Annotated in this window: 27 protein-coding genes; 15 read left to right on the forward strand and 12 right to left on the reverse strand. The window is 67.3% G+C overall.

Going from position 1 to position 23,613, the window contains the following annotated elements:
* Nucleotides 1-63: 63 nt before the first annotated feature.
* Nucleotides 64-855, reverse strand: coding sequence for a class I SAM-dependent methyltransferase (locus EV651_RS25505; protein ID WP_133787773.1), 792 nt, complete (start codon nucleotides 853-855; stop codon nucleotides 64-66).
* 135 nt (nucleotides 856-990) lie between these two features.
* Here EV651_RS25505 and EV651_RS25510 point away from each other — a divergent pair, with 135 nt between their 5' ends.
* On the forward strand, nucleotides 991-1,548 hold the full coding sequence (locus EV651_RS25510) for a hemerythrin domain-containing protein (RefSeq protein ID WP_133787774.1): 558 nt from the start codon (nucleotides 991-993) through the stop codon (nucleotides 1,546-1,548).
* 133 nt (nucleotides 1,549-1,681) lie between these two features.
* Nucleotides 1,682-2,452, forward strand: a complete 771-nt coding sequence (locus tag EV651_RS25515) for a maleylpyruvate isomerase family mycothiol-dependent enzyme (RefSeq protein ID WP_133787775.1) — start codon at nucleotides 1,682-1,684, stop codon at nucleotides 2,450-2,452.
* 20 nt (nucleotides 2,453-2,472) lie between these two features.
* On the opposite strand, the gene EV651_RS25520 is transcribed toward EV651_RS25515, so the two are convergent.
* Nucleotides 2,473-2,838 carry a hypothetical protein gene (locus EV651_RS25520; RefSeq protein ID WP_133787776.1) on the reverse strand — a complete coding sequence of 122 codons (366 nt, stop codon included), beginning with the start codon at nucleotides 2,836-2,838 and terminating at the stop codon, nucleotides 2,473-2,475.
* A 204-nt stretch (nucleotides 2,839-3,042) separates the two neighbouring features.
* A complete protein-coding gene (locus tag EV651_RS25525; RefSeq protein WP_133787777.1) occupies nucleotides 3,043-3,981 on the reverse strand; it encodes an NADP-dependent oxidoreductase in 939 nt (312 codons plus the stop codon).
* 114 nt (nucleotides 3,982-4,095) lie between these two features.
* Here EV651_RS25525 and EV651_RS25530 point away from each other — a divergent pair, with 114 nt between their 5' ends.
* On the forward strand, nucleotides 4,096-4,617 hold the full coding sequence (locus EV651_RS25530) for a MarR family winged helix-turn-helix transcriptional regulator (protein ID WP_133787778.1): 522 nt from the start codon (nucleotides 4,096-4,098) through the stop codon (nucleotides 4,615-4,617).
* Between the two features lie 39 nt (nucleotides 4,618-4,656).
* Here the strand turns inward: EV651_RS25530 and EV651_RS25535 are convergent, their stop codons facing one another.
* A complete protein-coding gene (locus tag EV651_RS25535) occupies nucleotides 4,657-5,790 on the reverse strand; it encodes a glycoside hydrolase family 99-like domain-containing protein (protein WP_133787779.1) in 1,134 nt (377 codons plus the stop codon).
* A 259-nt stretch (nucleotides 5,791-6,049) separates the two neighbouring features.
* Between EV651_RS25535 and EV651_RS25540 the strand changes: the two genes are divergently transcribed.
* The 3 genes from EV651_RS25540 (at nucleotide 6,050) to EV651_RS25550 (ending at nucleotide 8,760) form a co-directional block, all read left to right on the forward strand.
* Nucleotides 6,050-6,859: a hypothetical protein gene (locus EV651_RS25540; protein ID WP_238157185.1), complete on the forward strand. Its 810-nt coding sequence runs from the start codon at nucleotides 6,050-6,052 to the stop codon at nucleotides 6,857-6,859.
* A 5-nt stretch (nucleotides 6,860-6,864) separates the two neighbouring features.
* Complete coding sequence (locus EV651_RS25545) at nucleotides 6,865-7,803, forward strand: hypothetical protein (protein WP_238157186.1); 939 nt, start codon at nucleotides 6,865-6,867, stop codon at nucleotides 7,801-7,803.
* A 63-nt stretch (nucleotides 7,804-7,866) separates the two neighbouring features.
* Nucleotides 7,867-8,760 carry a DMT family transporter gene (locus EV651_RS25550; RefSeq protein WP_133787780.1) on the forward strand — a complete coding sequence of 298 codons (894 nt, stop codon included), beginning with the start codon at nucleotides 7,867-7,869 and terminating at the stop codon, nucleotides 8,758-8,760.
* A gap of 1 nt (nucleotide 8,761) precedes the next feature.
* On the opposite strand, the gene EV651_RS25555 is transcribed toward EV651_RS25550, so the two are convergent.
* The 3 genes from EV651_RS25555 to EV651_RS25565 all read right to left on the reverse strand — a co-directional run bounded on the left by EV651_RS25555 (nucleotide 8,762) and on the right by EV651_RS25565 (nucleotide 11,218).
* Nucleotides 8,762-9,403 carry a DAPG hydrolase family protein gene (locus EV651_RS25555; RefSeq protein WP_133787781.1) on the reverse strand — a complete coding sequence of 214 codons (642 nt, stop codon included), beginning with the start codon at nucleotides 9,401-9,403 and terminating at the stop codon, nucleotides 8,762-8,764.
* 80 nt (nucleotides 9,404-9,483) lie between these two features.
* Nucleotides 9,484-10,173, reverse strand: a complete 690-nt coding sequence (locus tag EV651_RS25560; protein WP_133787935.1) for a GAF and ANTAR domain-containing protein — start codon at nucleotides 10,171-10,173, stop codon at nucleotides 9,484-9,486.
* Nucleotides 10,174-10,390: 217 nt separating this feature from the next.
* A complete protein-coding gene (locus tag EV651_RS25565; RefSeq protein WP_133787782.1) occupies nucleotides 10,391-11,218 on the reverse strand; it encodes a GRP family sugar transporter in 828 nt (275 codons plus the stop codon).
* Between the two features lie 130 nt (nucleotides 11,219-11,348).
* On the opposite strand from EV651_RS25565, the gene EV651_RS25570 reads away from it, so the two are divergent.
* Nucleotides 11,349-11,837 (forward strand): SRPBCC domain-containing protein, encoded by a 489-nt coding sequence (locus tag EV651_RS25570; RefSeq protein ID WP_133787783.1) that lies wholly within the window; start codon nucleotides 11,349-11,351, stop codon nucleotides 11,835-11,837.
* Here the strand turns inward: EV651_RS25570 and EV651_RS25575 are convergent.
* Nucleotides 11,834-12,013, reverse strand: coding sequence for a hypothetical protein (locus EV651_RS25575; RefSeq protein WP_133787784.1), 180 nt, complete (start codon nucleotides 12,011-12,013; stop codon nucleotides 11,834-11,836). The two genes, EV651_RS25570 and EV651_RS25575, sit on opposite strands and share 4 nt — an antisense overlap.
* A gap of 122 nt (nucleotides 12,014-12,135) precedes the next feature.
* Here EV651_RS25575 and EV651_RS25580 point away from each other — a divergent pair, with 122 nt between their 5' ends.
* Together EV651_RS25580 and EV651_RS25585 are read left to right on the forward strand one after the other, a co-directional pair.
* Nucleotides 12,136-13,122, forward strand: a complete 987-nt coding sequence (locus EV651_RS25580; RefSeq protein ID WP_133787785.1) for an NAD-dependent epimerase/dehydratase family protein — start codon at nucleotides 12,136-12,138, stop codon at nucleotides 13,120-13,122.
* A 45-nt stretch (nucleotides 13,123-13,167) separates the two neighbouring features.
* Entirely contained in the window at nucleotides 13,168-13,548 is a 381-nt protein-coding gene (locus EV651_RS25585) for a RidA family protein (protein WP_133787786.1), read from the forward strand.
* A gap of 111 nt (nucleotides 13,549-13,659) precedes the next feature.
* Here EV651_RS25585 and EV651_RS25590 read toward each other — a convergent pair whose 3' ends face one another.
* Nucleotides 13,660-14,463 carry a maleylpyruvate isomerase N-terminal domain-containing protein gene (locus EV651_RS25590; RefSeq protein ID WP_133787787.1) on the reverse strand — a complete coding sequence of 268 codons (804 nt, stop codon included), beginning with the start codon at nucleotides 14,461-14,463 and terminating at the stop codon, nucleotides 13,660-13,662.
* Between the two features lie 64 nt (nucleotides 14,464-14,527).
* On the opposite strand from EV651_RS25590, the gene EV651_RS25595 reads away from it, so the two are divergent.
* Genes EV651_RS25595 through EV651_RS25605 form a run of 3 tightly spaced genes read left to right on the forward strand, consistent with a single transcriptional unit; the run spans nucleotide 14,528 to nucleotide 16,954 of the window.
* Nucleotides 14,528-15,151: a helix-turn-helix domain-containing protein gene (locus EV651_RS25595; protein ID WP_133787788.1), complete on the forward strand. Its 624-nt coding sequence runs from the start codon at nucleotides 14,528-14,530 to the stop codon at nucleotides 15,149-15,151.
* 25 nt (nucleotides 15,152-15,176) lie between these two features.
* The gene (locus EV651_RS25600; RefSeq protein WP_133787789.1) at nucleotides 15,177-15,944 is read left to right on the forward strand and encodes an SDR family NAD(P)-dependent oxidoreductase; all 768 of its coding nucleotides are present in this window, start codon (nucleotides 15,177-15,179) and stop codon (nucleotides 15,942-15,944) included.
* On the forward strand, nucleotides 15,944-16,954 hold the full coding sequence (locus EV651_RS25605) for a Gfo/Idh/MocA family protein (RefSeq protein ID WP_133787790.1): 1,011 nt from the start codon (nucleotides 15,944-15,946) through the stop codon (nucleotides 16,952-16,954). The genes EV651_RS25600 and EV651_RS25605 overlap by 1 nt, the downstream gene beginning before the upstream one ends.
* Here EV651_RS25605 and EV651_RS25610 read toward each other — a convergent pair.
* Nucleotides 16,951-17,838 carry an LLM class F420-dependent oxidoreductase gene (locus tag EV651_RS25610; protein ID WP_133787791.1) on the reverse strand — a complete coding sequence of 296 codons (888 nt, stop codon included), beginning with the start codon at nucleotides 17,836-17,838 and terminating at the stop codon, nucleotides 16,951-16,953. The genes EV651_RS25605 and EV651_RS25610 overlap by 4 nt on opposite strands.
* Before the next feature lie 59 nt (nucleotides 17,839-17,897).
* Between EV651_RS25610 and EV651_RS25615 the strand changes: the two genes are divergently transcribed.
* A complete protein-coding gene (locus EV651_RS25615) occupies nucleotides 17,898-18,380 on the forward strand; it encodes a hypothetical protein (RefSeq protein WP_133787792.1) in 483 nt (160 codons plus the stop codon).
* Here the strand turns inward: EV651_RS25615 and EV651_RS25620 are convergent.
* Both EV651_RS25620 and EV651_RS25625 read right to left on the reverse strand, forming a co-directional pair.
* Complete coding sequence (locus tag EV651_RS25620; RefSeq protein ID WP_202870508.1) at nucleotides 18,340-19,518, reverse strand: cell wall metabolism sensor histidine kinase WalK; 1,179 nt, start codon at nucleotides 19,516-19,518, stop codon at nucleotides 18,340-18,342. The genes EV651_RS25615 and EV651_RS25620 overlap by 41 nt on opposite strands.
* Nucleotides 19,503-20,171: a response regulator transcription factor gene (locus EV651_RS25625; RefSeq protein WP_133787793.1), complete on the reverse strand. Its 669-nt coding sequence runs from the start codon at nucleotides 20,169-20,171 to the stop codon at nucleotides 19,503-19,505. Before EV651_RS25625 ends, EV651_RS25620 begins: the two co-directional genes overlap by 16 nt.
* 86 nt (nucleotides 20,172-20,257) lie before the next feature.
* Here EV651_RS25625 and EV651_RS25630 point away from each other — a divergent pair, with 86 nt between their 5' ends.
* Entirely contained in the window at nucleotides 20,258-21,487 is a 1,230-nt protein-coding gene (locus EV651_RS25630; RefSeq protein ID WP_133787794.1) for a bifunctional glycosyltransferase family 2/GtrA family protein, read from the forward strand.
* The gene (locus EV651_RS25635) at nucleotides 21,484-23,520 is read left to right on the forward strand and encodes a glycosyltransferase family 39 protein (protein WP_133787795.1); all 2,037 of its coding nucleotides are present in this window, start codon (nucleotides 21,484-21,486) and stop codon (nucleotides 23,518-23,520) included. The genes EV651_RS25630 and EV651_RS25635 overlap by 4 nt, the downstream gene beginning before the upstream one ends.
* Nucleotides 23,521-23,613: the final 93 nt, after the last annotated feature.

Raw genomic sequence — 23,613 nt, forward strand, 5'->3', positions numbered from 1 at the left:
GCAGGGCATACCTTCTATCGCCAACGGGTACTGGCGAAACAGTCGACCGAGGTCGCGGAGGAATCAGCTCGGTTTGACCGCCAGTGTTGCGAAATAGTGCGACATGTATTGAGCGGATGCGTCGGACTGGTGCGGCGCTTCCGCGAAGCCGGTGAGGACGAACCCCGCGGCGAGTTGCCCGCCGATCTGGGCGGTGAGGGTGTGGCTGTATTCAAGAGCGGCATCCGCGCCGAACTTCGCGGCGCGTTCTTCGGCCGAGTACTGGGTGACGTCGCTGTAGGGCAGCTTGTGCACGACGATCAGCTCGCCGCGCTCGTCGAGCGCCTCGTGGTCGAACAGGTAAGCATCAGGGTTGAGGAAGCCCGCGAGCAGGCTTCCGCCCGGTCGCAGGACGCGGAAGCACTCACGCCACACCGGCGCCAGGTCGGGTACGAACAAGTTGGAGACCGGGTGGAACACGACGTCGAAGGTTGCGTCGTCGAAGGCGCTGAGGTCGCGCATGTCGCCTTGGACGGTGCGTAGCTCGAGGCCGTCGCGCGCCGCTACCAGCTGGTCCTGGCCGAGCTGGCCGGGTGAGTTGTCGAACACGGTGACCCGCGCCCCTGCGGCGGCAAGGATCGGACCTTGCTGGCCACCGCCGGAGGCCAGGCACAACACGTCCTTGCCGGTCAGGTCCGTCGGCAGCCAGGTGCGGTCGACCGGCTGATGCCCGATGAGAACAATCGACCAGTCGCCCCTGCGGGCGCGCTCGACGTCCTCAGCGGTCACCGGCCTCGACCACTCGTTGCCCTCTTGGACGTACTTGTCCCAGGCGGCGCGATTGTGGGCAACGGGGTCGACAACATCGTCCTGCACGTTCAACTCCCTGCTAGCCGAGCGGACACCTGCGGTACTGACAGTTCGGTGCTGGCCAACACGATCGCAGGTGCTCCATGGCCGCATAAAGCCGGGTACTGGGTGAGCACCACAACGGGTGAAAGGACGGATGAGATGGCCAGTGACGTTGTCGATCTGATCATGCAGGACCACCGCGAGGTCGAGCGACTGTTCGACGAGCTCAAGGACAGCCCCGAGAAGCGTCCGAACCTGCTGCCGGTGCTGACCACGTTGCTCACCGCTCACAGCCGCGCCGAAGAGGCAGAGGTCTACCCGGTCGCAGCCGCCGAGGCAGGCGAGAAGGAAGAGGTCTCGCACAGTCAGCAGGAGCACATCGAGGCCGACCAGTTGCTGGCGAAACTCGCCGCGACCGATCCGGAATCGGACCAGTTCGACAAGGTTCTGCAGAACCTCATCGACGCGGTGTCGCACCACGTCGAGGAGGAAGAGACCAAGGTCCTGCCCGGTATGCGTACCGGCCTGTCCGACGAACGTCGTGCCGAGCTCGGTGAAGCGTTCGTTGCCAGCCGCAAACAACACCTCGGCGAGCAGCCCGGCGACATGACCCGTGAACAACTCGCCCAGCAAGCCGGAAACGCGGGCATCTCCGGCACCTCAGGTCTGAGCAAGGACCAACTGCAGAAGAAGGTCCAGAAGGAAGCCGAGAGCTGAGGCGTCAGCCAAGTCCCGACCGGGCCAGCCGGAGGAAGTCTTCGAGGCCGCTACTTCCTCCGGCCCCCGCTCGGCCCGTACGTCGGTCGCCGTCGGGTGGAAGAAAGTTGTGGGCTGCGAGGTTGGGGCCCGTGTGACTACTCTTGTCGATCGCGCCATCGCGGCGCTGCGTGCCAACCACGATGCCCTCGCTGCGTTGGTGCCGACCTTGTCCGACCAACAGTTGAGGGCCCGCAGCGGGGCGGCGGAGTGGACCGTCGCTCAGGCGCTCTCGCACCTCGGAAGCGGTGCCGAGATCTCCCGCAAGCCGATCGCGATCGCGGCAGGCGAGCAGGTCGACGCCGAGGACAATCAGGCGATCTGGGCCCGCTGGGACGCCTCGTCGCCGGCCGACCAGGCGGCCGCATTCGTCAAACACAACGCGGCGTACGTCGACACGGTCGACGGACTCAGCGCCGAGCAGCGTGATCGCCAGATCGACCTGGGCTTCCTGCCGCAGCCGGTGCCGCTGGTGGTCGCGCTCGGCATGCGGCTCAACGAGGTTGCGAACCACAGCTGGGACGTGCGCGTCGGAATCGACCCATCGGCGACCTTGGATCCGGACTCGGCCGAGCTGCTCATCGAGCTCTTCGGCGGGCCACTGAGTTTCCTCCTCGGCTTCTCGGGCAAGGCCGACCAGCTGGAGCAGGAGGTCCGCCTGGCGATCCCGGGCGGCGGCATCGAGATCACCGACACGGTCACCGTAACCAACGCGATCGACGGCCCGACGGCCACGTTCGAAGGTCCCGCAGAGGCCGTAGTGCGGCTGCTGACCGGCCGCCTCGGCACCGAGCACGCCGCGGGTGTGACCGTGACCGGCAACGTCACACTCGACGAGCTCCGAAAGGTCTTCCCCGGCTACTAGTCGGTGTGCGCGCGGTCGAGCTAGACGTCGTCGAGGTGGGACTGCTCCCGGCCGTCTTGGGTCAGGTTGCTCCTGTCGTCGGCGGCGGAGGTGCGGTCGCCTTTCGAATCCTGCCGGTCCAGGCCGGCCGACATCCTGGACTTGTAGCCGGGGCTGTAATCGGCGTCGCCGAGGAACGAGTCCAGGCTGGCGGCTCGGTCGCGCGCATCCGCAGCCACGTCGCGCTCGTCAGCCCGCTCGTCGCGCTCCTCGGCGGCCTCGAGAATGGCTCGATTCTTCCGGTCACGAAGCAGCGCCGCAGACTCCCTGTCCTCGACGGCTCTCTCGCGCGTGTCCAGCTCCGCCTCTCGCAGATCGGCGAGATCTGCACGCTCGGCGGCGCTCACCGGAACATCATCAGACCGCGGTGAAGGTGTGGGTAGCACATCGATCGCTTCCCTCTCGTTGACACTGCGCGCTGCCTGCAGGTCATGAGCTAGATGCTCACGGTCACTGCCAATCGCACACTGCTCTTCCACACTACGCGCGCGGCGCTGGGATCCGAAGAACTCCCAACAGCCACGGCCTGCAACAGCTCAACCTTCAGCGCGTCAGACGGCGGGTGGGACGGCCACAACCTTGCCGTGGATCTGGCCGGCCTCGGCCTGCTGGTGGATCGCGGGCAGCTCGCTCAGCGGCACCCGCCGGGCGATCTCGACGTGGAGGTCGCCGCTGTCGATGAGGGCGACGAGGTTCGAGAGCACGTCCGCGTCGGGGTGGACGAAGATCGTCGCCGCGCGCACGTTGCGCTCATCGTCGCCGGGCGTCGTCACAGTCGGAGTCGTGGAGACGACCACGCCGCCATCGCGGACCCTTGTAACCAGGGCGGTGAACCCGTCCGGGGTGATCGGGGCCAGGTTGAGCAGTACGTCGACTTGCTCGGTGACCGCATCGAGCACAGAGGTCGCCGTGTGATCGATGATCTCGTCCGCACCGGCCGCCTTGACGATCTCGCTACTGCGAGGGCTCGCTGTGGCGATGACGTACGCACCGGCGCGCTTGGCCAACTGCACGGCGTACCCGCCCACAGGGCCGCCAGCACCGTTGATCAGCACCCGCTGACCTGCCTTGAGTTCGCCGGCCTCGAAGAGTGCCTGTGAGGCGGTGAGCCCGACCGACGGCAACCCGGCGGCATCGGCGAGCGGGATACGCAACGGCGCCTTCACCAGTGCGCTCGCCGGCGCGACGACGTACTGCGCTGCCGAACCGTCAGCGTTCATCGGGATGAACCCGACGACGTTCTCACCCACGGTGAAGCCCTCCACCCCGTCGCCGAGCGCGTCGACCGTGCCGGAGACGTCGTAGCCCGGAACGTGCGGCAGCGTCACCGGGATCGGCAGGAAACCGCCGCGGATACCGCCGTCGGCCGGGTTGTACGCCGACCCCGCGACCTGGATGCGCACCTCACCGGCGCCGGGGACCGGCTGCTCGGCATCCTCGTAGCGCAGAACCTCCGGGCCGCCCGTTGCGTGGAACCGTACTGCCTTCATGACGTCTTCCCTTTCGGCGATGTGCTTCGGATTCGAAGCAACTGAGAACCACCGTACCTCTGCTTCGAAGTCGAAGCAAGTACTTCGAGTTAGAAGCACTGATAAACTCGGCCCATGACCTCACCGCGGCCTTCTCTGGACGCCACGCAGCTGGGCGCGTACTTCGCCCTCATCGAGGCGAGCAGCCTGCTGAAGCACGCCGTCGAGCAGCAGCTGCGAGAGGCCGGAGATCTCAGCTACGTGCAGTTCCAGCTCCTGGCCACCCTCGGCGACTCCCCGACGGGCAGTCAGCGGATGACCGATCTGGCCGACGGCGTCGTCTACAGCCGCAGCGGACTGACCTACCAGGCCCAGACGCTGGAGAAGCGGGACCTGGTGACCCGGACGCCGTCCTCCGACGACGAGCGCAGCATCACCGTCACCATCACCGACGAGGGACGTGCCCTGCTGGCGAAGGTCTTCCCTGGTCACATCGCGATCCTCGACGATCTGCTGTTCGCCCCGCTGTCCCGCTCCGACATCGAGACACTCGCCGACATCCTCGCCCGCACGCGAGACCATATGCGCCGAACGCCGCCGCGCTCAGCAGAACCACGACGACGCAAGAAGACGACCGAAACGCCCCAAACTCCCTAGGTCGTCCCTGGTTCGCCTCACGAAGACGGTCGCCCGTTCTCAGCCGAAGACGTCGCGGATCTTCTCGAGGTAGCCGTAGGCGTTGTGGGTGTCGGGGAGGAGGGCCGAGCCCTCGGTCCACTCGTTCCAGGCGTTGACGGTGATGATCGGATGTGGTTGGCGGTGGCGTTCGAGGAACGACTTGGCCAGCAGTAATCCGTCCCTGAACTCCTCAGGAGTCGGATCGAACGTCGTTGTCCACGGGTAACGGCCGCGCTCGAACGGCCGGCTCTGATCGGTGCGCGGGGACGCGTCCCACCCGACGGTCACATTCGGGTAGAACGGTACGTCGAGTTCCGCGACGTACCGCTCGTACTCGGCGAAGGCGGCCTCACGCAGCGGCCCGATGCCGGCGCGCGGGAACTCGAACCCGCCCAGGTCGGCGTGATGCACCCAGACATACGACGTCGCGGACCGGAAGCCGAGCCTGCGCACCAGGCCGGCCGGTGAGTCGAGGGTGATCGCCGCGGGCAGTACGCCGACGCCCCAGATCACCGCATCGAGGTGGAGCCCGACGAAGCCGGCCTGTCTGGTCTGCTCGTCGAACCACTGCAACGCGTCCGCCGTCTCCTCGACTCCGCCCAGTCCGGCGATGAGGCTGCCGAGCTCGTAGATCGACAGCCACGGCCGGCCGTCGACGGTGAGATAGTTCGAGCGCGCGAAGTACCTGTCGATGACATGCCTGGCCAGCCTCTCGAAAGCGGTGCGATCGATCGCGCCGTTCTTGAGCCGTCGGGGTGAGTCGTTCAGTGGGTCGTCGTGCGGGAAGATGTCGACGAGTTCGTGGTTCGCCCACATCAACGCGAACTTGACGTCGTTGCTGTTCCGGGCGGCGAGCAGCCCGTCGTCGAGGGCCGCCTGGAGATACGGACCGTCGTCGTACCAGTAGTAGTCGACCAGGAAGCCGTCGACGCCGTACTCCTTGGCCAGCCGGATCTGCTGCTCCGCCGCGGCCGGCGTGGCCTCGTCGAAGGGGCCGTCGATCGGGATGCGCGGTTGCCGGTGTCCTTCGAACCGTGGCCGCGCTGCTTCGAGGAGCTGCCACTCGTCCCAGTCCTCGCCGAACCATTGGGCGTTCCGCGGATCGCGGTGCCAATCCGGGAAGTAGTACGCGAGTACCTGTGGTCGATCCATCAATCAAGCATTTCATTCGGCGGCGGGTGTTGGTTTGCGGGTGCCTGGCGCAACTTTCCGGTCCTGCGAGGTATCGAGTAGGCAGAAGCATTACGACGTACTGCGACCCGAGGGGCTGGCAATGTCCGGTCGACTGAGCAAAGCGGCGGTTGCCGCGTGTCTGGTAATAGGAGTCACCCCTGGGGCCGCGCAAGCGGTGGGTGCGGAAAGGTCTGCGACAGCGCAGGCGTCAGCTGGTTGCTATGTCCATGTCGGATCCGTGACCGCCGGTGGCGATCACGCGGGCAAGCTGGTCACCGTCGGCGCTGTGTCGACCGACGAGCCGGACACCGGCGTCTACCCGGCCGGCGCGGTCCGGGTCAGCGGGTCGATGGAAGCCGATCCGGATGTCACCGGGTACGGCGGATGGATCGGTGGGTACACCGTGCTGGGCTCGTCCATGTACGCGACCTCGTACTACCTCACCCTGGACGGGGACGTCGACCGGACCAGGCCGACCACCTACCTGGTCGGTGGCGGCTGGGGTGACACGACGTACTTCGAGACCACACGCTTCTGGGACTACCCGAAACTGCCGAACCTGATCAGGCAGTACCAACTGCGGGCAGACGGGACCCTGAGCCGTTGGGACATGCAGTACAACAACGCCAACGGCACGGTGAAGTGGGCGAACAAGCAGTCCGCGACCGGGTTCTCCGCGGTGAAGACGATGGCCATGATCAGCCAAACGCTCACCTACGACACCTTCCTGGCCAACACCCGCGGCGGAGCGCTCTACACGATCCGGATCCCCCGGACGTCACCGATGAAGCCGATCGTCAAGAAGGTCCGCACCTCGACCTGGCAGGCCTTCGACTCGCTCGTGGCCGAGAAGTGCGGTCGGTACGGAACGATGCTGGTCGGCATCGACAAGGACACCCAGTCCGCCTACGCGTACGCCGTCGGGCACGCGAACGGCACGGCCACCGTGATCCAGGGGCTCGGCAAGGTGCCGGCCACCTTCGCAGATCCGGTGTACTTCCGGCGCCAAATCCGTCAGGGCGACGCCCAGATGCTGTTCGGAGAGTGATGACCATGTCGAGACGACTGGGTACGGCGGGGCGGGTGGCAGCTGCTGCCGCGCTGGTGACAGGGGTGCTCGCCTGGGCTCCGGGCGAGGCACTGGCTGCTGGGACCACCGCCACCGCGGCGTGCAAGATCGAGGTCGGGTCGGTGACCGCCGCTCGCGGTCACACGGACCGGGTGATCACCGCCGGCTCGCCGGCAACGGTGCAGGAGAAGCCGAGCTATCCCGACATCTACCCCGAGGGCCTGCCTCGGATGAGCAGTGCGATCACCAACGGACTCGTCCTCCCCAGTCCCGGCCGCATGTACTCCGGCCACGTGGTGATCGGCTCGGGCCTCTACAGCGGCTACTACATCGTCAAGGAGAACGGCGAGATCGACCCGGAGCAGCACCACAACTTCCGGGTCGGTGGCGGCTGGGGTGACGCCACCTTCCTCGAGTCGAGCTACCCGAACGACACGGATCCCTGGGCCTTGGTCAACCACTACGCGCTGCGCAGCAACGGCACGCTCACCCGGTACGACTCCAAGGGCGGGTTCGGCTGGACGAACCCGCAGTCCGCGGGCGGGTTCGGAGCGGTGAAGACGATGGCGCTGCTCAGCCAGACGTCGACGTACGACACCTTCCTGGCGACCACGCGGGGCGGCGCCCTCTACACGATCCGGCTCCCCCTGACCTCCCCGATGAAGCCGATCGTCAAGAAGGTCCGCAGTTCGACCTGGCAAGGCTTCGAGGCGCTGGTGCTCACGAAGTGCGGCGCGTACGGATCGCTGCTGCTCGGCATCGACAAGGACACTGGTGCCGGCTACCTGTACGCCGTCGGCCACGCCAACGGCACCTCGACCGTCATCCAGGGCCTCGGCAAGGTCCCGGCAACCTTCACCGACCCCGTCTACTTCCGCCACATTCTCGAGCCCGGCAAAGAACCGCTGCTGTTCGGGGAGTAACCCCGATCGGGTCGGTCACCCTCAGCACGCATGATGTCGCGTGCTGAGGGCACTGACGAAGAGATGAGTGGGCGCCGATTCGTCACTGATCGTCAGGCGCAGCTGACCCTCGCGGTCGGCGCGCTGCTGGTATCCGTGTCCTCGGTCCTCATCGACCTGGCCGGCGCGAGCCCTGGCACCGCCAGTGTCTATCGCTGTCTGCTGGCACTTCCGCCGCTCATCGTCCTCGCCTGGTTCGAGAGGCGTCGCGGAGGACCGCTCCGCGGCCGCGACGTGTCCTTCGCCGCGCTGGCCGGCGCCTTTTTCGCAGGAGACATGCTCCTGTGGACGCAGGCGATCTTCGAGGTGGGCGCAGGCCTGTCGACGGTGCTGGTGAACGTACAAGTCGTCCTGGTGCCCCTGCTGGCCTGGGTCGCGGATCGCGAGGGCGTGACCGCTCGCTATCTGGCCTGGGTACCGGTCCTGCTGGCCGGAGTCGTTCTCACCTCGGGGGTCGCGGGAGGCGGCGCGTCCGGGACCGAACCGCTGGCAGGCACCATTCATGCCACGTTGGCGGCCGTTTGCTACTCGGTCTTCCTGTTCCTCCTCCGGCGAGGCGGCCGGCAAGGCTCGCCGATCCAGAACTACTCCGTGGTGATCGCCGCGGCGTGTGTGGTCGCCCTGGCCGCCGGATCGCTGTGGCACGGCGTCGATCTCGCTCCGGGGTGGAAGGTCATCGGCTGGCTCACCGCTGTCGCGCTCGCCGGCACCGTACTCGGCTGGCTTCTCGTCGCCACGGCATCACCGCATCTGCCCAGCCACGTCGGCGCCGTACTCCTGATGCTCACTCCGGTCGGCGCCCTCGCTCTTGGTGCGCTGATCCTCGGCGAGCGGCCGGCTCCGCTCCAGTTGGTCGGCTGCGTCCTGATCCTCGCCGGCTCGTACTTCGCTACCCAGCGCGTCCGGCTCAGGTCGTGAGTTACGGCTCGTTGCCGGCGTGGTAGCGGACGAGGTCGGGGAGGAAGTTCTCCAGGTTGCCGATCTCCTCGATGTGGTGGCGGATCCACGGGCCGAGTTTGCGCTCCGGGAACGCCTTTGTCCGGGCAACCTTGTTGAGCAGGAGCCGGCCGGTGACAGTCTCGTCGCCGAGGACCAGGCGGGTGACGTAGCGGGTGTCGCCGCCGATCGCGACGTACTCGTTCTCGAGGCGGACGAGGCTCGATCCGAGGACGCGTTTGGCCATCGTGGCCGAACGGTCGTCGATCTCGTCGACACCGACGTGGAGGTCGATGAGGGTGTCCGGGTTCCGCCCGAGCGCCTCGGTGATGTGCAGCCGGGCGCCAGAGCTGACGCCGCCGTCGACACCCGGCGACTCGATCTCGTACGAGATGTGGTCGAGCGGATGCCAGACGAGGTAGCGCGGCTGCCGGGTCCCGGCGTACATCATGGTGCCGGGCACGTGCCGGTACCACCAGGCCAGCATCTCCGGCGTGACGCCGGCGAGCGGGGCGTGCTCGATGGTCACACACACCTGGCCGTCAGCGGCCGTCCTCGAGACGCGGGCCGACGCCTGCGGCCGGAGCGGCCACAGCACAGGTCGCGGTGCGGGAAGCTCAGGCATACCGGACCTTGTGCCCGATGCCCCGCACTTCATTCGGCGCACTCACCAGGCCTACGAGCCGCACGAAGATGCGCCGAACTTCAGGTGCGGGGCAGCTTGCGGGTTTCGATGAGTTGCTGGGCGACGTCGCGCAGTTTGGTGTTGGTGTCCTGGGAATAGCGCTTGAGGATCGCGAACGCACGGTCGCCGTCGAGGCCGTACCGTTCCATCAGGATCCCCATCGCCTGGCCGACCAGCTTCCGCGCGTCGACGGCCTGCGTCATCGTCTGCTCGTGCCGGGCAGTGGCGACCGCGACCGACGCGTGCCTGGCGAGGATGTGGGCGATCGCCTCGTCGTCCGGACCGAAGGCGTCCGGCTCCGGTGAGTACAACCCGAGCACGCCGAACGACCGGGAACTGGCGGCGCCGACGGCCAAGGGCACATCCAGCACGCTGCGGACCCCGAGCCGAGCCACCTCCGCGGCCCACATCGGCCACCGGACATCCGCTGCGGTGTCGCGGACCAGTACCACCTTCTGGTGGCGCAACGACTCGATCAACGGGCCGGTCCCGTCGTCGATCTGCAGGTTGAAGATCTCGGCGACGACCGGATCCGTCACGGCCGGAATGTCCGGCCGCCGGCCCCGGGTGTGGAGCGCCACCCCGGAATAGGTGCAGGCCAAAGCTTGCAGAGCGAACTGGACGACCGCATCAACGGTTTCCTCGACACCACCGGCGCTGTGCAACTCGACCGCCAGTCGCGCGAAGATGTCGGCCGTCTCGTCAACCATCTCGGCCAGCCGCAACCGGCCCTCGGATGTCGGCTCGTGAGCGCCGAACTCCAGAGCGTCATTCTCGATCTCGCTCATGCTGTGTCAACGCCGCTGACGGCCATGGGTCCTCCTGGGCAGCCCAATGAAACATGCCGGCTGCTGACTGCCCAACAGTCGCCAAGACAGAGCTTGCCACGAATCCCGAACTCCGCACCAGTCCCCATGGTGCCGGTTACTACAACGAAACGAGTACGACGGTGGCTGTCGCGCAGGCCAGGCCCACGACCTGGGGATGCGTCAGGCGTTCGCGAAGGACCGTGATGCCCAGGAGCACGGGTACGGCGGGGTACAGCGACGTCAGCACGACCGCCACGGACAGCGCCTGTTCGCGGCTCGCAAGAAGGAACGCCGCGATCGCCGACGTGCCCAGAAGGCCCGACGCAACGGTGAGAGCGGCGGTACGCCGGTTCATCCGGAGGTGGACCGGCCGGGCCGCCAGCGGCGCGACCGTGAGCATGGCAACGAGCCGGTTCAGCGCCAGTGGCCACAGGCCCGCGTCGGCGTCGGCGCGCGCGAGAGCGACGTACTGCAACGCGAAGCCTGCCCCGGACAGAAGCGCCCACCCGGCGCCGGTGGAATGCGCGCCGCGGGTCCGGTGGCTGCCCGCCATCAGCCAGATCGCGGGGGCGGCGATCGCGAAGCCGCACCACGCGGTCCAGCCGATCTGATCATCCAGCAAGAACACGCCGATGATCACCGGAACGGCGACCCCGGCGACGTCGCTCAGCGGTACGACGAGGCTCAGCCGGCCAATTCTCATCGCCTGGAACAGACAGACGGCGCCCAGCCCGGTGCCAATCCCTGACAGCGCTCCCCAGCCGAGATCCGCGCCGGTGACCTGGGGATGGGAGACGACCAGAGCGAGGGTCGTGACCAGCACGCATCCGACGAGCTGACCGACGAACACCACGACCGCACTGCGGACGCGGCGGGCAGCCAGTCCCGCCGCGAAGTCCGACAATCCGAAGCACAGTGCCGACGCCAGCGCCAACGCGATACCCACCGCCTCGATCCTCCACTTCCGCGTGCGGCTTCGAATGGTGATTCGAATGGTGATCGGGTGCCCAACGCATCGGCTTTGTACTCGGCAGAACCGGTGATTGCGAAAGGCGGTCAAGGGGCACTGGCCCGGTATGGCTCGTACAACACAGACGCGAGCGACGCGTACCGATCGGGCACCGCAGTTGAGATATGTACGGACGTTCGGTTGTGATGCGGACCGCTTGTGGAGGCTCATCACCAGGGCGGAGCATCTCAGTAGCTGGCTGGGGCCAACCGTACTGAGCGACACGCAGTACGGCGGGTTCGTGATCGCGACACAGGTGCCGGCCGAACAGCCGGCCGAACAGACCGGGATCGTGACGGCCTGCGAACCCCCGCACTACTTCCGGGCAGCGTTCGAGGATCCGCCGCACCCCGCCAGCACGGTCTTGGTGGACGTCGTCCCGGGGCACGGCGAAACGCACCTGATCCTGACGCACGGCGGCATCCGCCAGAGCCTGCTGGCCCAGTTCGACACTCTGTGGACGGGTGCCCTCGACCGCCTCCGGGAGGTGGTGGAGGGAAGGGCCTCGGCTATCGCTCCCCGGTTCCTCCCGAAGTCAGCAGGCGGAGCGGGCTAGCTCGTCCCGCCCGGCCTCGGAAGCTGCTCGTCGGGGTCTTCGTCCGGCTTCGGCTCGGGATCCGGGTACGGCGTGGTGTCCGGATCTGTGTCCGGATCGGTCCGGCCCGGGAAGGAGCGGTCCGGGTCCGTCGGATCGGGCAGCGGCGGCACGGGCGGTACAGGCGTCGTACTCATGATGACCTCCCAACAGCGGAACGGGAATCGCCCTCCCGGTTCCCGTCTCACGCCCTGTCCATTCCCTGGACGTCAGGTCTGCTCATGCGATGATCGCGCTACGACCTCGAGGAGTTGTCTGGATGACTGGCGTGCGTGTGCTCTTTCTCGGCGGGACGGGAATCATCAGTTCGGCTTGCTCGTGGCAAGCAGTCGAGGCGGGGCTCGACCTCACGGTCGTCAACCGGGGCAAGACCTCGACTCGGCCGCTTCCGCCGGAGGCACGAGTGCTCACCGCCGATGTCGACGACGCATCGGCCTTCGCCGATGTGGCCGGTCAGGACTTCGATGTCGTGGTCGACTGGCTGGCGTTCACACCTGATCAGGTGCGCGCTCGCACCGACGCGCTGCGAGGACGGGTCGGCCAGTACGTCTTCATCAGCTCCGCATCGGCGTACCAGACACCACCGGCCCGGCTGCCGATCACCGAGTCGACGCCTTTGCGCAACCCGTTCTGGCAGTACTCACGCGACAAGATCGCCTGCGAAGACCTCCTCACCGCGCTCTACCGCGAGGAGGGCTATCCGGTCACGATCGTGCGGCCCTCGCACACCTACGACCGGACCCTCGTCCCGTTCGACGGCGGCTGGACGATCGTCGAGCGGATGCGCCGCGGTCAGCCCGTCGTGGTCCACGGCGACGGCAGTTCCTTGTGGACCCTGACCCACCACCGGGACTTCGCTCGCGGCCTCGTTCCGTTGCTCGGTCACCCCCGCACCCTCGGCGAGGCCTTCCAGATCACCTCCGACGACGTCCTCACGTGGGACCAGATCGCTCATACCCTGGCCAGTGCGGCCGGCACATCCGCGCAGATCGTCCACGTCCCGTCGGACGCCATCGCCGCAGTACATCCGGCGTGGGGCGCCGGTCTCCTCGGCGACAAGACCCACTCAGCCGTCTTCGACAACACCAAACTCCGCCGCGTCGTCCCGGACTACGTCGCCACCATCCCGTTCGAATCCGGCGCCCGCGAAATCATCAACTGGTACGACGAAGACCCGGCCCGCCGCCGCATCGACCCCAGCATCGACGAAGCCATGAACACCCTGATAGACCGCTACACAAGCTGACCGACCAACCTGGCGGACGGACTGTGAGAACAGGGAGGGACCGTCATGGCACGGCAGATCATCACGACCGCGAACGCTCCGGCTTCGCCGCTCTACAGCCAAGGGGTCAAGGCCGGACCTCACGTGATCGTCTCGGGCACCGCTGGTATCGACCCGAGCACCGGCAACCTCGTCGAGACCACCATCCAAGCTCAGACAAGGCAGGCACTGACGAACTGCGAGGCGATCCTCCACGCCGCCGGCGCCACCCTGGACGACGTCGTCGAGGTAGGTGTGCTGCTCGCAAACCCCACCGACTTCACCGGCCTGAACGAGGAATACACGCGCTGGTTCCCGTCCGATCCGCCGACGCGATACGTCGCCAAACTCGGCGCCGACCTACCCGGCCTACTCGTCTCGATCCGAATGACAGCCTTCACCGGCTGACCCCGTCCACGGATCCCTGATCGAAGCGAGTGGTGCGTCGATCACGGCCCCTCCTCCCATCACTTAGCGCGCTGCGCCGCGCAGCGTGCGATAGAGCATTCCCTCCGACGGTTACGGAGGAGAGATCGCGGCGAGCATGCCGGCGAGCTTCCACGGGCGGCGACCCCAGGCGGCGAGGTCTCCTTCGAGGATCGGCCTGGCGACGCCGTACCGGCCGATGAACAACAGCATGAGAGCCGCCGGGTCGGTCGAGATGTAGGCGTCGACGTCGCCGTCGCCCGCCGCGTCGATCCGCAACCTGCCACGATCGAAGTCCATCACCATCGGCCTGCCACCGCGCAGCCGCACTTCGAAGCGCCCCTGGAAACCGCCCTGCTTCACGAAGGCGGCCGGCAAGGCATCGATCAGTGGGAGCACGCCGCCGTCGATCGCGAGCAGCGCGTGATGACGGTCGATCGGCCACGGACGCCCGGTGGCTCTCGCGATGTCGTGGCCGTGCATCAGGCACTCCTCGAGCAGATGACCCGCCACCGCCGACGGCGGCAGACCGACCCCTTGCAACCAGTCGACAGAGGTTGCTCGCGAGCGCGACGCGGCACTGTCGAACTCATCGGCAAGCGCGCCGAGGCGATCCGCGAGCGCTTCCGGGTCCCGTTCCCCGTCGTCTGCCAGCAGCTTCGCGTTGAGCTCGGCCATTCCCGCGGTCGTGACGACAGCTTCCGGAACCGGTCTTCCGGCCAGCGCATCGAGGTCGAAGCGAAAGGCATGCGACAAATGTGCCGCGACATCGCCCACCGTCCACGTGCCGACCGAGACGGCGTCGGCGTCCGTGATCCCCCGCACCAGCGCGACCAGGCGCGGCACAACCTCGCCAAGCGCCGCGCAGGTTCGAGCCAGCTGAACGTCGTAACCCAACTCTGGCTCCTCCCGTCGGACTGCTGCATATTTTCAGACGCACTTGATATTGTAAAGTCGCCTCGTGAGTCGAAACTACGGCCAGTACTGCGGCCTCGCGCGGGCGCTCGATGTCGTCGGAGACCGGTGGAACCTGCTCGTCGTCCGCCAGCTCCTGCTGGCTCCCGCGCGCTACCGCGAGCTGCTCGACGGCCTGCCCGGCGTGGCCACGAACCTGCTCACCACGCGCCTGCGCGACCTCGAGACCGCCGGCGTCCTCGAACGCCGGCTGGCTGCGCAGGGCAACGCCGTCGTGTACGCACTGACTCCCTGGGGCGCTGAGCTACGGGAGCCGATCGAGAGCCTCATCCGCTGGTCCACACCTCTGATGACAAGCGGTCCAGGCAGCGACCACTTCAACCCCGACTGGCTGGCCGTCGCGCTCCGAGCCCTGTTGGCCGGCAGGCGCGCCGCCGGTCGGTCGTCGACCATCGGGATCGCTGTCGACGATCAACTCCTCCAGGTGCGGACGACGCGATCAGGCGTCGCGGTAACCCCACCTGACGGTCGCGGCCTCGACGCCGTACTGCACGCCGACCCCGCCGTCATCCTCGGCGTGGCAGCGGGCGCCCTTCCTCTCGAACTCGTCGACATCGAAGGCGACGAAGCCGCCGTACGTGCGATCCTCGAGCCACGGAACGCCGGCTGACGAATCATCCGAGCGAAAGGACGCCATGAACGCCATGCAGAAGTTCTCCCTCGAGGGCAAGGTCGCTCTGGTTACCGGTGGCAGCCGGGGGCTTGGACGGGCGATGGCCGAGGCGCTCGGTGACGCGGGCGCGGCGGTGGCGGTGACGGCGCGCACGCTCGCAGCGGCCGAAGCCGCCGCGGACGAACTGCGCGAGCTCGGGATTCGCGCGTACGGCGTCCAACTCGAGGTGTCCGACGTCGAGGACGTCGAACGTGCGGTCGAGCAGGTCAGCACCGAGTTCGGCGAGATCGACGTGTTGCTCAACAACGCCGGTATCGGCGTCGCCGGCCGGGCCTTCGAGACGCCCGACGAAGCCTGGCACGAGGTGTTCTCCGTCAACGTCGACGGTGTCTGGTACTGCAGTCGTGCGGTCGGACGCCGGATGGCGCAGCGGGGCGGCGGCACCATCGTGAACGTCGGTTCGATGTCGGCCGAGATCGTCAACCAGCCCCGCTGGCAGGCGTCGTACCTGTCGTCCAAGGCCGCGGTCCATCAACTGACCAAGGCGCTCGCGGCCGAGTGGGCGCCGTACGGGATCCGCGTGAATGCGATGGCGCCGGGGTACTTCCTCACGGAGATGTCGCCGGTCGACCAGCCGGAGTTCAAGCAGTGGTGTGTCGATCCGGCCGCCATGAAGCGCTACGGGCTGCCGCCGGAGCTGGGGCCGGTGGCGATCTTCCTCGCGAGCGAGGCGTCCAGCTTCATGACCGGCTCTGTCGTCAAGGTCGACGGCGGCTTCACACTGTTCTGATGGTCACCATAGGCATTGTCGGCGCGGGGCTGCGCGGGAGGCTGTTCGCCGAGGCTCTCGACGGACAACCGGACGTCTCTGTCGTCGCGCTCGCGGAGCCCTCGGCCAAGGTGGCCGAGGAAGCCAGGGTCACGACGGGTCTACCGGTCACCGGGTCACATGCCGAGTTGCTCGAGGCATTCGATCCGGACGCCGTGATCGTGGCGACACCCGACTTCGCCCACCGCCAGGTCGCCGTCGACCTGGCCGAAGCCGGTAAGCACCTGCTGATCGAGAAGCCGGTCGCCACCACCCTGGACGATGCCCGCGCCATTGCCGCCGCGATCCACCGTTCGGGCGTTCGATGCCTCGTAGGGTTCGAGAACCGCTGGAATCCTCATGTGGTGCAAGCCAAGGCCGCGATGGCGAGCGTTGGGGAACCGGTCACGGCATCAGCCAGCCTGAGCAACTCCTTCTTCGTGCCGACCACGATGCTGTCGTGGGCTGCAGAGTCATCACCGGCGTGGTTCCTGATGCCCCACACCGTCGACCTTGTTCTGTGGCTTACGGACCGGAGGGCCGTGTCGGTCAGCGCGGTCGGATCTCGTGGTGTCCTGGCGAAGCGCGGCGTCGATACGTGGGACGTCGTACATGCTCTGGTCACCTTCGACGACGGATCGACGGCGACGCTCTCATCGGCGTGGACGCTCCCGGACGCCGGTGACGGCATTGTCGACTTCCGGTTCCAGGTGATCGGCACCGAGGGGTCGGTGACCGCGGATCTGTCGCATCAGGGCCTCACAGTGGTGAGCGACAAGTACCGGTCGGTGTGGCCGCTCTCCGGCCGCATCGGGCGATCACAGGTCGGCCCTGCCGTGTGGATGGTGCAGGACTTCGCGGCCGGACTCGTCGACGGCGGCGACCTCGGACCGGGCATCGACCACGGCGTACTCGTCACCCAGATCATCTGCGCGATCGAAGACTCCATCAGGACCGGCCAGACCGTACAGCTGACCGCCCCGGCCGGCTAGGCGAGGCGGGGAGTGATCTCCGTGACGAGGCGGGTGGCGAATTCGACAGGGTCGCGATCGGGCATGAACTGGAGCTCGGTGATGCCGAGTTCGGCGTACCGCGCGGCGGCTGCGACGACTGCCTCGGGGTCGTCGAGGACGTTGTCGGTGTAGACGGCGGTCTTGGTGATGGCGTCGTAGTCGCGGCCCTCGGCGTCGCAGTGCGCGCGGAGGATGTCGAGTTTGCGGGCGACGTCCTCGGGACTCACGGCGAACAGGTTGCACGCGTCGGCGTACCGCGCGACCAGAAGAAGTGTCTTCTTCTCACCGCCGCCACCGACCATGATCGGCGGGTACGGCGACGACAGCGGCGCCGGCACACACAACGTCTCCGCCAGTTGGTAGTGGCGTCCCTCGAACGGCCCGTTCTCGTCGCTCCACATCTGCCGGCAGATCTGGAGACTCTCTTCCAGCCGCTCGAAGCGCTCGCTCATCGACACCACCGGTACGCCGAGCGCGTGCTGCTCACGCTCGTACCAAGAGGCGCCGATCCCGAGGAAGGCGCGGCCGCCGGACAGAACGTCGAGCGTGGTCACGATCTTCGCCAGCAGGCCCGGATAGCGATACATCACACCGGTGACCAGCAGACCCAGCTGAACCCGCTCGGTCCGGGCCGCGACATACCCGAGCGTCGTGTAGCCCTCCAGCATCGGCTCGTCGGCCGTGCCGCGGTGCTCCATCTGGAAGTAGTGGTCCATGACGGTGAACCGGTGGAAGCCCGCCTCGTCGACGATGCGCGCCGTCTCGGCCAGCGTGGGCGCGATCCGGGTCGGGTCGGTGGGCGTGGAGTAGTTCCAGTAGTGCAGTCCGAGCTTCAAGGAAACCTCCAGGGTCGTCCCACCCATTAGATCACCGCAACCACAACCGACGGCTGACCAGGACACCGTGGATAGACTTGGTTTATATGATCTTTTGGGTGGGTGGGCCTGCCGGGGCAGGTAAGACGACGGTCAGTCGGTTGCTGGCGCGGAAGTACGGATTTGTTTGGTACAGCGTGGATGCGCATGCCTCCGATCATGAGAAGCGGGCGGCTGCGGCAGGGCTTCATGTGTTGGGGAGCGGGCCGGGAGACTTCGATCGTCGACCGATGATTGTCGAGGACGTTCAGGCCCTGCCTGTGTCGGTTGTTGTCGAGGGCGCCTTTGTCACTCCCGCGATGGCTGGGGTTGCCGAGAACGCGGTGTGGCTGATGCCTTCCAAGGACGAACAGCTCGCACGGCTGGAAGGCAGGAATCCAGGCGGCGATCACAGCGGGCTGGTCTGGGGGTGGGAGCTGGTCAGAGGTCAGCTCGAAGGAACCGACGCGCGCGTCATCGTGGTCGATGGTCAGACAGTCGAGCAGACCCTCACGGCAGTCGAGCAGAGATTCGGTGCTCTGCTGGACTGAGCTGAGCGTTCCGCGGGAAGCGGATCGTGATGTCCAGGCCGCCGGTCGGACGGGCGGTGGTGGAGATGTCGCCGTCGTGGGCGGTGACGATTGCGTGCACGATGGACAAACCGAGGCCGGCGCCCGCCTCGGTGTGCAGACGGGCACCATCGCCACGGACGAAGGGCTCGAGCAGTCGGTGCGCCTGCTCCGGGGTGACCACGGCTCCAGTGTTGCCGATGCGCAGTACCGCTTGGCCGTTCTCTCGGCCGGTGGTGATGTCGATCCGGCCGCCTGGATGGTTGTAGGCGATCGCATTGTCTACCAGGTTGCCGACCATGCGTTCGATCAGGACCGGTACGCCGGTGATCGGTGCGGGCAGCAGCTCGGTGCGCACCTCGAGGTCGCGGGTCGCCGCCGTGTCGAGGATGGTCGTCACGACGTCGCCCAGGTCGACCAGATGCCGCGGGCCGGAGCCGGCCTGGCTGCGGGCCAGTTCGAGCAGGCCGTCGAGAGTGCGCTGACTGTGCTCCACCGCGGCTTTGATGTCACGCGTCATGGTGAGCAGCTCATCGGTGTCGGGTCGGCCGTCGAGCGTGACGTCGATGGCGGTGCGCATGGTGGTCAGCGGCGTACGGAGCTCGTGCGCCGCGTTCGCAGTGAACATGCGCTGGCTGTGCAGCACCAGGTCGCACTCGGCGATGCCTTGCTGGATGCGGTCGAGCATCCCGTTGATGGTGTCGGCCAGGGTGGTGAGTTCGTCGGCGGGCGTGGTGACCGGCACTCGTTCGGAGAGGTTCTCCAGCGACAGCCGCTGTGCCGTGGCCGAGATGCTCCGGATCGGTCGCAGGACGCGTCCGGCGACGAGCCAGCCCAGTACGGCGGCCAAAACGATGACGACTGTCAGCGCGATCGAGGCCTGGGTGAGGAACTCCGACAGAGTCGTGTGCTGCAGCTGTTTGCCGACCTGCTCGAAGTCGTCCGGCAGCGGCGGAAGTGGGCCGGGGTTCGCGTCGCCGATGATCACGACCGCGAGCCGCTTGCCCAGCGCCCGGTGCATCAGCACGTAGGTCAGCGCGGTGAGAACGATGCCGGCGGCAAGGACCATCCCGGTGTACAGGACCGTCAGCCGGGCCCGGGCGGTCAGGTGGACGCGCATGCGATGATCCGGTAGCCGGCGCTGGGCACGGTCTCGATCAGCGGTGGATCGCCGAGCTTGCGGCGCAGTGTGCCGATGGCGATCCGGACGGCGTTGGTGAACGGGTCGGCGTGTTCGTCCCAGACCTTGTCCAGCAGCGTCTCCGCGCTCACCACATCGCCGTCGGCGGCCAATAGTTGCTCCAGCACCCCGAATTCCTTGGGCGTCAGGTAGAGCGGCCGGCCGGCGCGTTCCGCCGTACGCCGGGCTGGGTCGAGCGACACGTCACCGGCTCGCAGGATCGGCGGCCGGGCGGGCGTACTGCGCCGGGAAAGTGCCCCGACGCGGGCGATCAGCTCGGAGAACGCGAACGGCTTGCCCAGGTAGTCATCGGCGCCCAACGCCAGGCCGTCGACCCGGTCCTCGACGGCGCCGGACGCGGTGAGCATCAGGATCCGGGAGGTACCTGTCTCGGCGAGCTGCCGGCACACCGCGTCCCCGTGCAGCACCGGGAGATCCCGGTCCAGGACGACGACGTCGTACGGCGTGACTTCGCACTTGTCGAGTGCGGTCCGGCCGTCGAACGCGATATCGACCGCGTAGCCGTGTTTGCGTAGCCCGGTCGCGACGTACTTCGCCAACGGTTGCTCGTCCTCGACCAACAGAATCCGCACCAGCACATCATCGCAGCCGGGACCTATGGATTTGTTATGGAACAACCATCGGTCCCCCATCGGCCGCCATCTGTAGACCTTTCACCATGAGCACGGGAACCGAGCCGGCGGCTCCGGCGAAGACCGCGACCGTCGACGTCGTGGTGCCCGTTTTCAACGAGGAGCGAGCGCTGCCCGGGTGTTTGCGGGTGCTGGACGAGTTCCTGACGGCGAGCTTTCCTTTCCGGTCCATGATCACCGTGGTGGACAACGCCAGTACCGACGGAACGCTGGACGTCGCACGGTCGCTGGCGGCCGACCACGAGCGGGTCCGGGTGGTGCATCTGGAGCGCAAGGGTCGAGGACTGGCCTTGCGCGAGGCGTGGGGTGCGAGCGATGCGGACGTCGTCGTCTACATGGACGTGGATCTGTCCACCGGGCTCGATGCGCTGCTGCCGTTGGTGGCACCGCTCGTCAACGGGCACTCGGATCTGTCCATCGGCTCCCGGTTGGCACCAGGTGCGCGCACGGTGCGCGGGCCGAAGCGGGAGTTCGTCTCGCGTGCGTACAACGGGCTGGTCCGGCTGATGCACGGCTCCCGGTTCTCCGATGCGCAGTGCGGATTCAAAGCGGCCCGCACCGATGTCGTCCGGCCCTTGCTCGGACATGTCCAGGACGATTCGTGGTTCTTCGACACCGAGTTGCTGTTGCTTGCCGAGCACAACGGTTTGCGGGTCCACGAGGTGCCGGTGGATTGGGTCGAGGACACCGACAGCCGGGTGGACGTGATCGGCACCGCGTGGGACGACGTACGAGGGTTGCTCCGGATGGCGCGCGCCAAGGCGTCCGGGCAGGCACGTGTGCCGGGTCTTCCCCGCCGCCCAGAGCCGCAGGCCGCACACCCGGACGCCGTACTCGGGCGACCCGAAGGCGGCCTGGCGTGGCAGCTCGTGTCGTTCGCAGTCGTCGGCGGGCTCTCGACTGTGGCCAACCTCGCGCTCTACGCGCTGCTGCGGCACTGGTGGCCGCTGCTGGCCGCGAACCTCGGCGCACTGGTGATCACCACACTGCTGAACACCGAAGCCAATCGGCGATTCACCTTCGCCGGTCCACAAACCTCGAACGGCCGGATCCGCGTCCACGGCCAAGGCCTGGTCGTGTTCGCCCTCTACTACCTCTTCACCTCCGGTGCCCTGCTGCTCCTGCACGCGTGCACTTCCGATCCCTCCCGACTGCTGGAGCTGACCGTATTGCTCGTTTCGTCGGGGCTGGGCACGGTCGGGAGATTTCTGTTACTTCGGGGCTGGATCTTCCAGCCAGGAAAGGACGAACGATGACGGCGTTGCTGGCGGCAAGGAACCGGTGGCGGAGCTGGGCACTGGTGGCGATCTGCCTGCTCGCCGGGTTGCTCTACCTCTGGGAGATCGGCGGCGGGCAACTGGGCAACACGTACTACTCGGCCGCGGTCAGGTCGATGACCGAGAGCTTGTCCAACTTCCTGTTCGGATCGTTCGATCCGTACGGCGTGATCACCGTCGACAAACCGCCGATGGCCCTGTGGCCGCAGGTGATCTGCGTCCTGATCTTCGGGTTCCACGGCTGGTCGCTGCTGCTGCCGCAGGTGATCGAAGGTGTCGCGGCCGTCTTCCTGCTGCATCGCACGGTGCGTTTGTGGGCCGGTGAGAACGTCGCGTTGCTCGCCGCGCTGATCTTCGCGATCACTCCGGTCACGGTTGTCATCAATCGCGACAACAACCCGGACACGTTGCTGGTTCTGCTCCTGGTCGCTGCGGCGTACGCCGTCACGCGCTCGGTGCAAGCGGCTTCGGCGCGCCGTCGTACGACGTGGTTGCTGTGGTGCGCGTTCTTCGTCGGCTGCGGATTCCTGACGAAGATGCTGCAGGCGTGGATCGTCGTACCGGCCATCGCCCTCGCGTTCCTGGTCGGCGCCACGGGGCCGATGAAGCGGCGCATCGTCGACCTGCTCGGTGCGGGCGGTGTGCTGGTGGTGTCGTCGTTCTGGTGGGTCGCGCTGCACGACTGGTGGCCGGGCAGCAAGCCGTACGTCGGCGGTAGTGCCGACGGCTCCGCGTGGGATCTCATTGTCGGATACAACGGCTTCGGGCGGATCTTCGGCGGGGATCAGGGCGGCGGGATGGTGATCAGTTCGCCGAACGGTGGGACGAGGACCGGGTCGTTCGGTGGGGAACCCGGCCTGTTCCGGATGTTCAACGAGTTGGTCGGCGGGCAGATCTCGTGGCTGCTGCCGTTGGCGTTGTTCGTGCTGGTCGTCGTGTCTGCGGCCGGTGTACGGGCGTTCCGCGGGAAGGTCGCCAGGGATCCGGCTGGGCGGGCGGGCTGGTTCTTGTGGGGTGGGTGGCTGGTGATCACCGCGCTTGTCTTCAGCTTCGCCAAGGGGATCATGCATCCGTACTACACGACTGCGATGGCGCCGGCGGTCGCCGCGATCTGCGCGGCCGGCGTGACGGTGTTGTGGCGCTGGTATCGAGAGTCGGCGGCGTGGGCGCTGCTGCCGATCGGGATCGCGATCACCGCGGCTTGGGCGTTCGTGCTGGTTTCCCGCGACACCAGTTGGTACGGCTGGTGCCGCTGGGCCGTTGCCGTCAGCTCAGCTGCCGCGATCGTCGGCCTGATCGTCGGCCGGCTCTCGCCTGTACGACGCACCGCCGTCGGCCGCCCTGCGCTGGCCGTCGCCGTCGCTGCGCTCCTTCTCACCCCAGGCGTCTGGTCGGTCGCCGCCGCCACGGTCAACCCCAACGGCAACACTCCAGCCGCCGGACCGGCACTGGCCGGTGGCATGCCCACCACCCCACCCGCCGGTCCCGCGCCAGTGCGCCAATCCGGCCCTGGGCCGCAAGCGAAGGGTGGATCTGGCGAGCCGCAGATGGTGATTGTCGGTGGAGGGTCTGGGGAGACGAAGCTGACCGATGAGCAGCGGCGGATTCTCGAGTACGCCGAGCGCAACGGCGACGGCGCCGATATCGCGCTCGCCGTCAACGGCGCATCCGGCGCCGTAGCGCCCTTCATCATGGAGACCGACGCCACGGTCATCGGCATGGGCGGGTTCGGCGGCCAGGACGACGTACCCTCCACGGACCAGCTCCAGGCCTGGGTGAACGACGGCACCCTCCGCTACATCCTCAGCGCCGCACCCAGCCAGCAGTCGCAACCGACGCCGGCGAAAGGCCCTCGAGCAGCCACTCAGCAGAAGCGCCAAGCCTGGATCGAGCAACACTGCACCGTGGTCGCCCCCGAGGCCTACGGCAGTAAGCCACCATCAGCGACCGCCGCTCGTCCGCCCATCCTCGGCGGCAGCCCTGACACGCTGTACCGCTGCGACCGACGGTGAGACTACGTGCGCCGAAGGATCACGTCGGCGTTCTGAACTGTGGACAGCACGCTAGACATCATATGTTTCGCCTGTCAATGTGGACCGAAGCCG

Source organism: Kribbella sp. VKM Ac-2571 (assembly GCF_004362255.1).
Lineage (GTDB): Bacteria > Actinomycetota > Actinomycetes > Propionibacteriales > Kribbellaceae > Kribbella > Kribbella pratensis.

Coding starts and splice junctions, on each gene's coding strand:
- EV651_RS25510 (WP_133787774.1), top strand. CDS start 991: ATGGCCAGTGACGTTGTCGATCTGATCATGCAGGACCACCGCGAGGTC.
- EV651_RS25525 (WP_133787777.1), bottom strand. CDS start 3,981: ATGAAGGCAGTACGGTTCCACGCAACGGGCGGCCCGGAGGTTCTGCGC.
- EV651_RS25530 (WP_133787778.1), top strand. CDS start 4,096: ATGACCTCACCGCGGCCTTCTCTGGACGCCACGCAGCTGGGCGCGTAC.
- EV651_RS25535 (WP_133787779.1), bottom strand. CDS start 5,790: ATGGATCGACCACAGGTACTCGCGTACTACTTCCCGGATTGGCACCGC.
- EV651_RS25545 (WP_238157186.1), top strand. CDS start 6,865: ATGTCGAGACGACTGGGTACGGCGGGGCGGGTGGCAGCTGCTGCCGCG.
- EV651_RS25550 (WP_133787780.1), top strand. CDS start 7,867: ATGAGTGGGCGCCGATTCGTCACTGATCGTCAGGCGCAGCTGACCCTC.
- EV651_RS25555 (WP_133787781.1), bottom strand. CDS start 9,403: ATGCCTGAGCTTCCCGCACCGCGACCTGTGCTGTGGCCGCTCCGGCCG.
- EV651_RS25560 (WP_133787935.1), bottom strand. CDS start 10,173: ATGGTTGACGAGACGGCCGACATCTTCGCGCGACTGGCGGTCGAGTTG.
- EV651_RS25570 (WP_133787783.1), top strand. CDS start 11,349: ATGGCTCGTACAACACAGACGCGAGCGACGCGTACCGATCGGGCACCG.
- EV651_RS25575 (WP_133787784.1), bottom strand. CDS start 12,013: ATGAGTACGACGCCTGTACCGCCCGTGCCGCCGCTGCCCGATCCGACG.
- EV651_RS25580 (WP_133787785.1), top strand. CDS start 12,136: ATGACTGGCGTGCGTGTGCTCTTTCTCGGCGGGACGGGAATCATCAGT.
- EV651_RS25585 (WP_133787786.1), top strand. CDS start 13,168: ATGGCACGGCAGATCATCACGACCGCGAACGCTCCGGCTTCGCCGCTC.
- EV651_RS25600 (WP_133787789.1), top strand. CDS start 15,177: ATGAACGCCATGCAGAAGTTCTCCCTCGAGGGCAAGGTCGCTCTGGTT.
- EV651_RS25605 (WP_133787790.1), top strand. CDS start 15,944: ATGGTCACCATAGGCATTGTCGGCGCGGGGCTGCGCGGGAGGCTGTTC.
- EV651_RS25610 (WP_133787791.1), bottom strand. CDS start 17,838: ATGGGTGGGACGACCCTGGAGGTTTCCTTGAAGCTCGGACTGCACTAC.
- EV651_RS25615 (WP_133787792.1), top strand. CDS start 17,898: ATGATCTTTTGGGTGGGTGGGCCTGCCGGGGCAGGTAAGACGACGGTC.
- EV651_RS25620 (WP_202870508.1), bottom strand. CDS start 19,518: ATGCGCGTCCACCTGACCGCCCGGGCCCGGCTGACGGTCCTGTACACC.
- EV651_RS25630 (WP_133787794.1), top strand. CDS start 20,258: ATGAGCACGGGAACCGAGCCGGCGGCTCCGGCGAAGACCGCGACCGTC.
- EV651_RS25635 (WP_133787795.1), top strand. CDS start 21,484: ATGACGGCGTTGCTGGCGGCAAGGAACCGGTGGCGGAGCTGGGCACTG.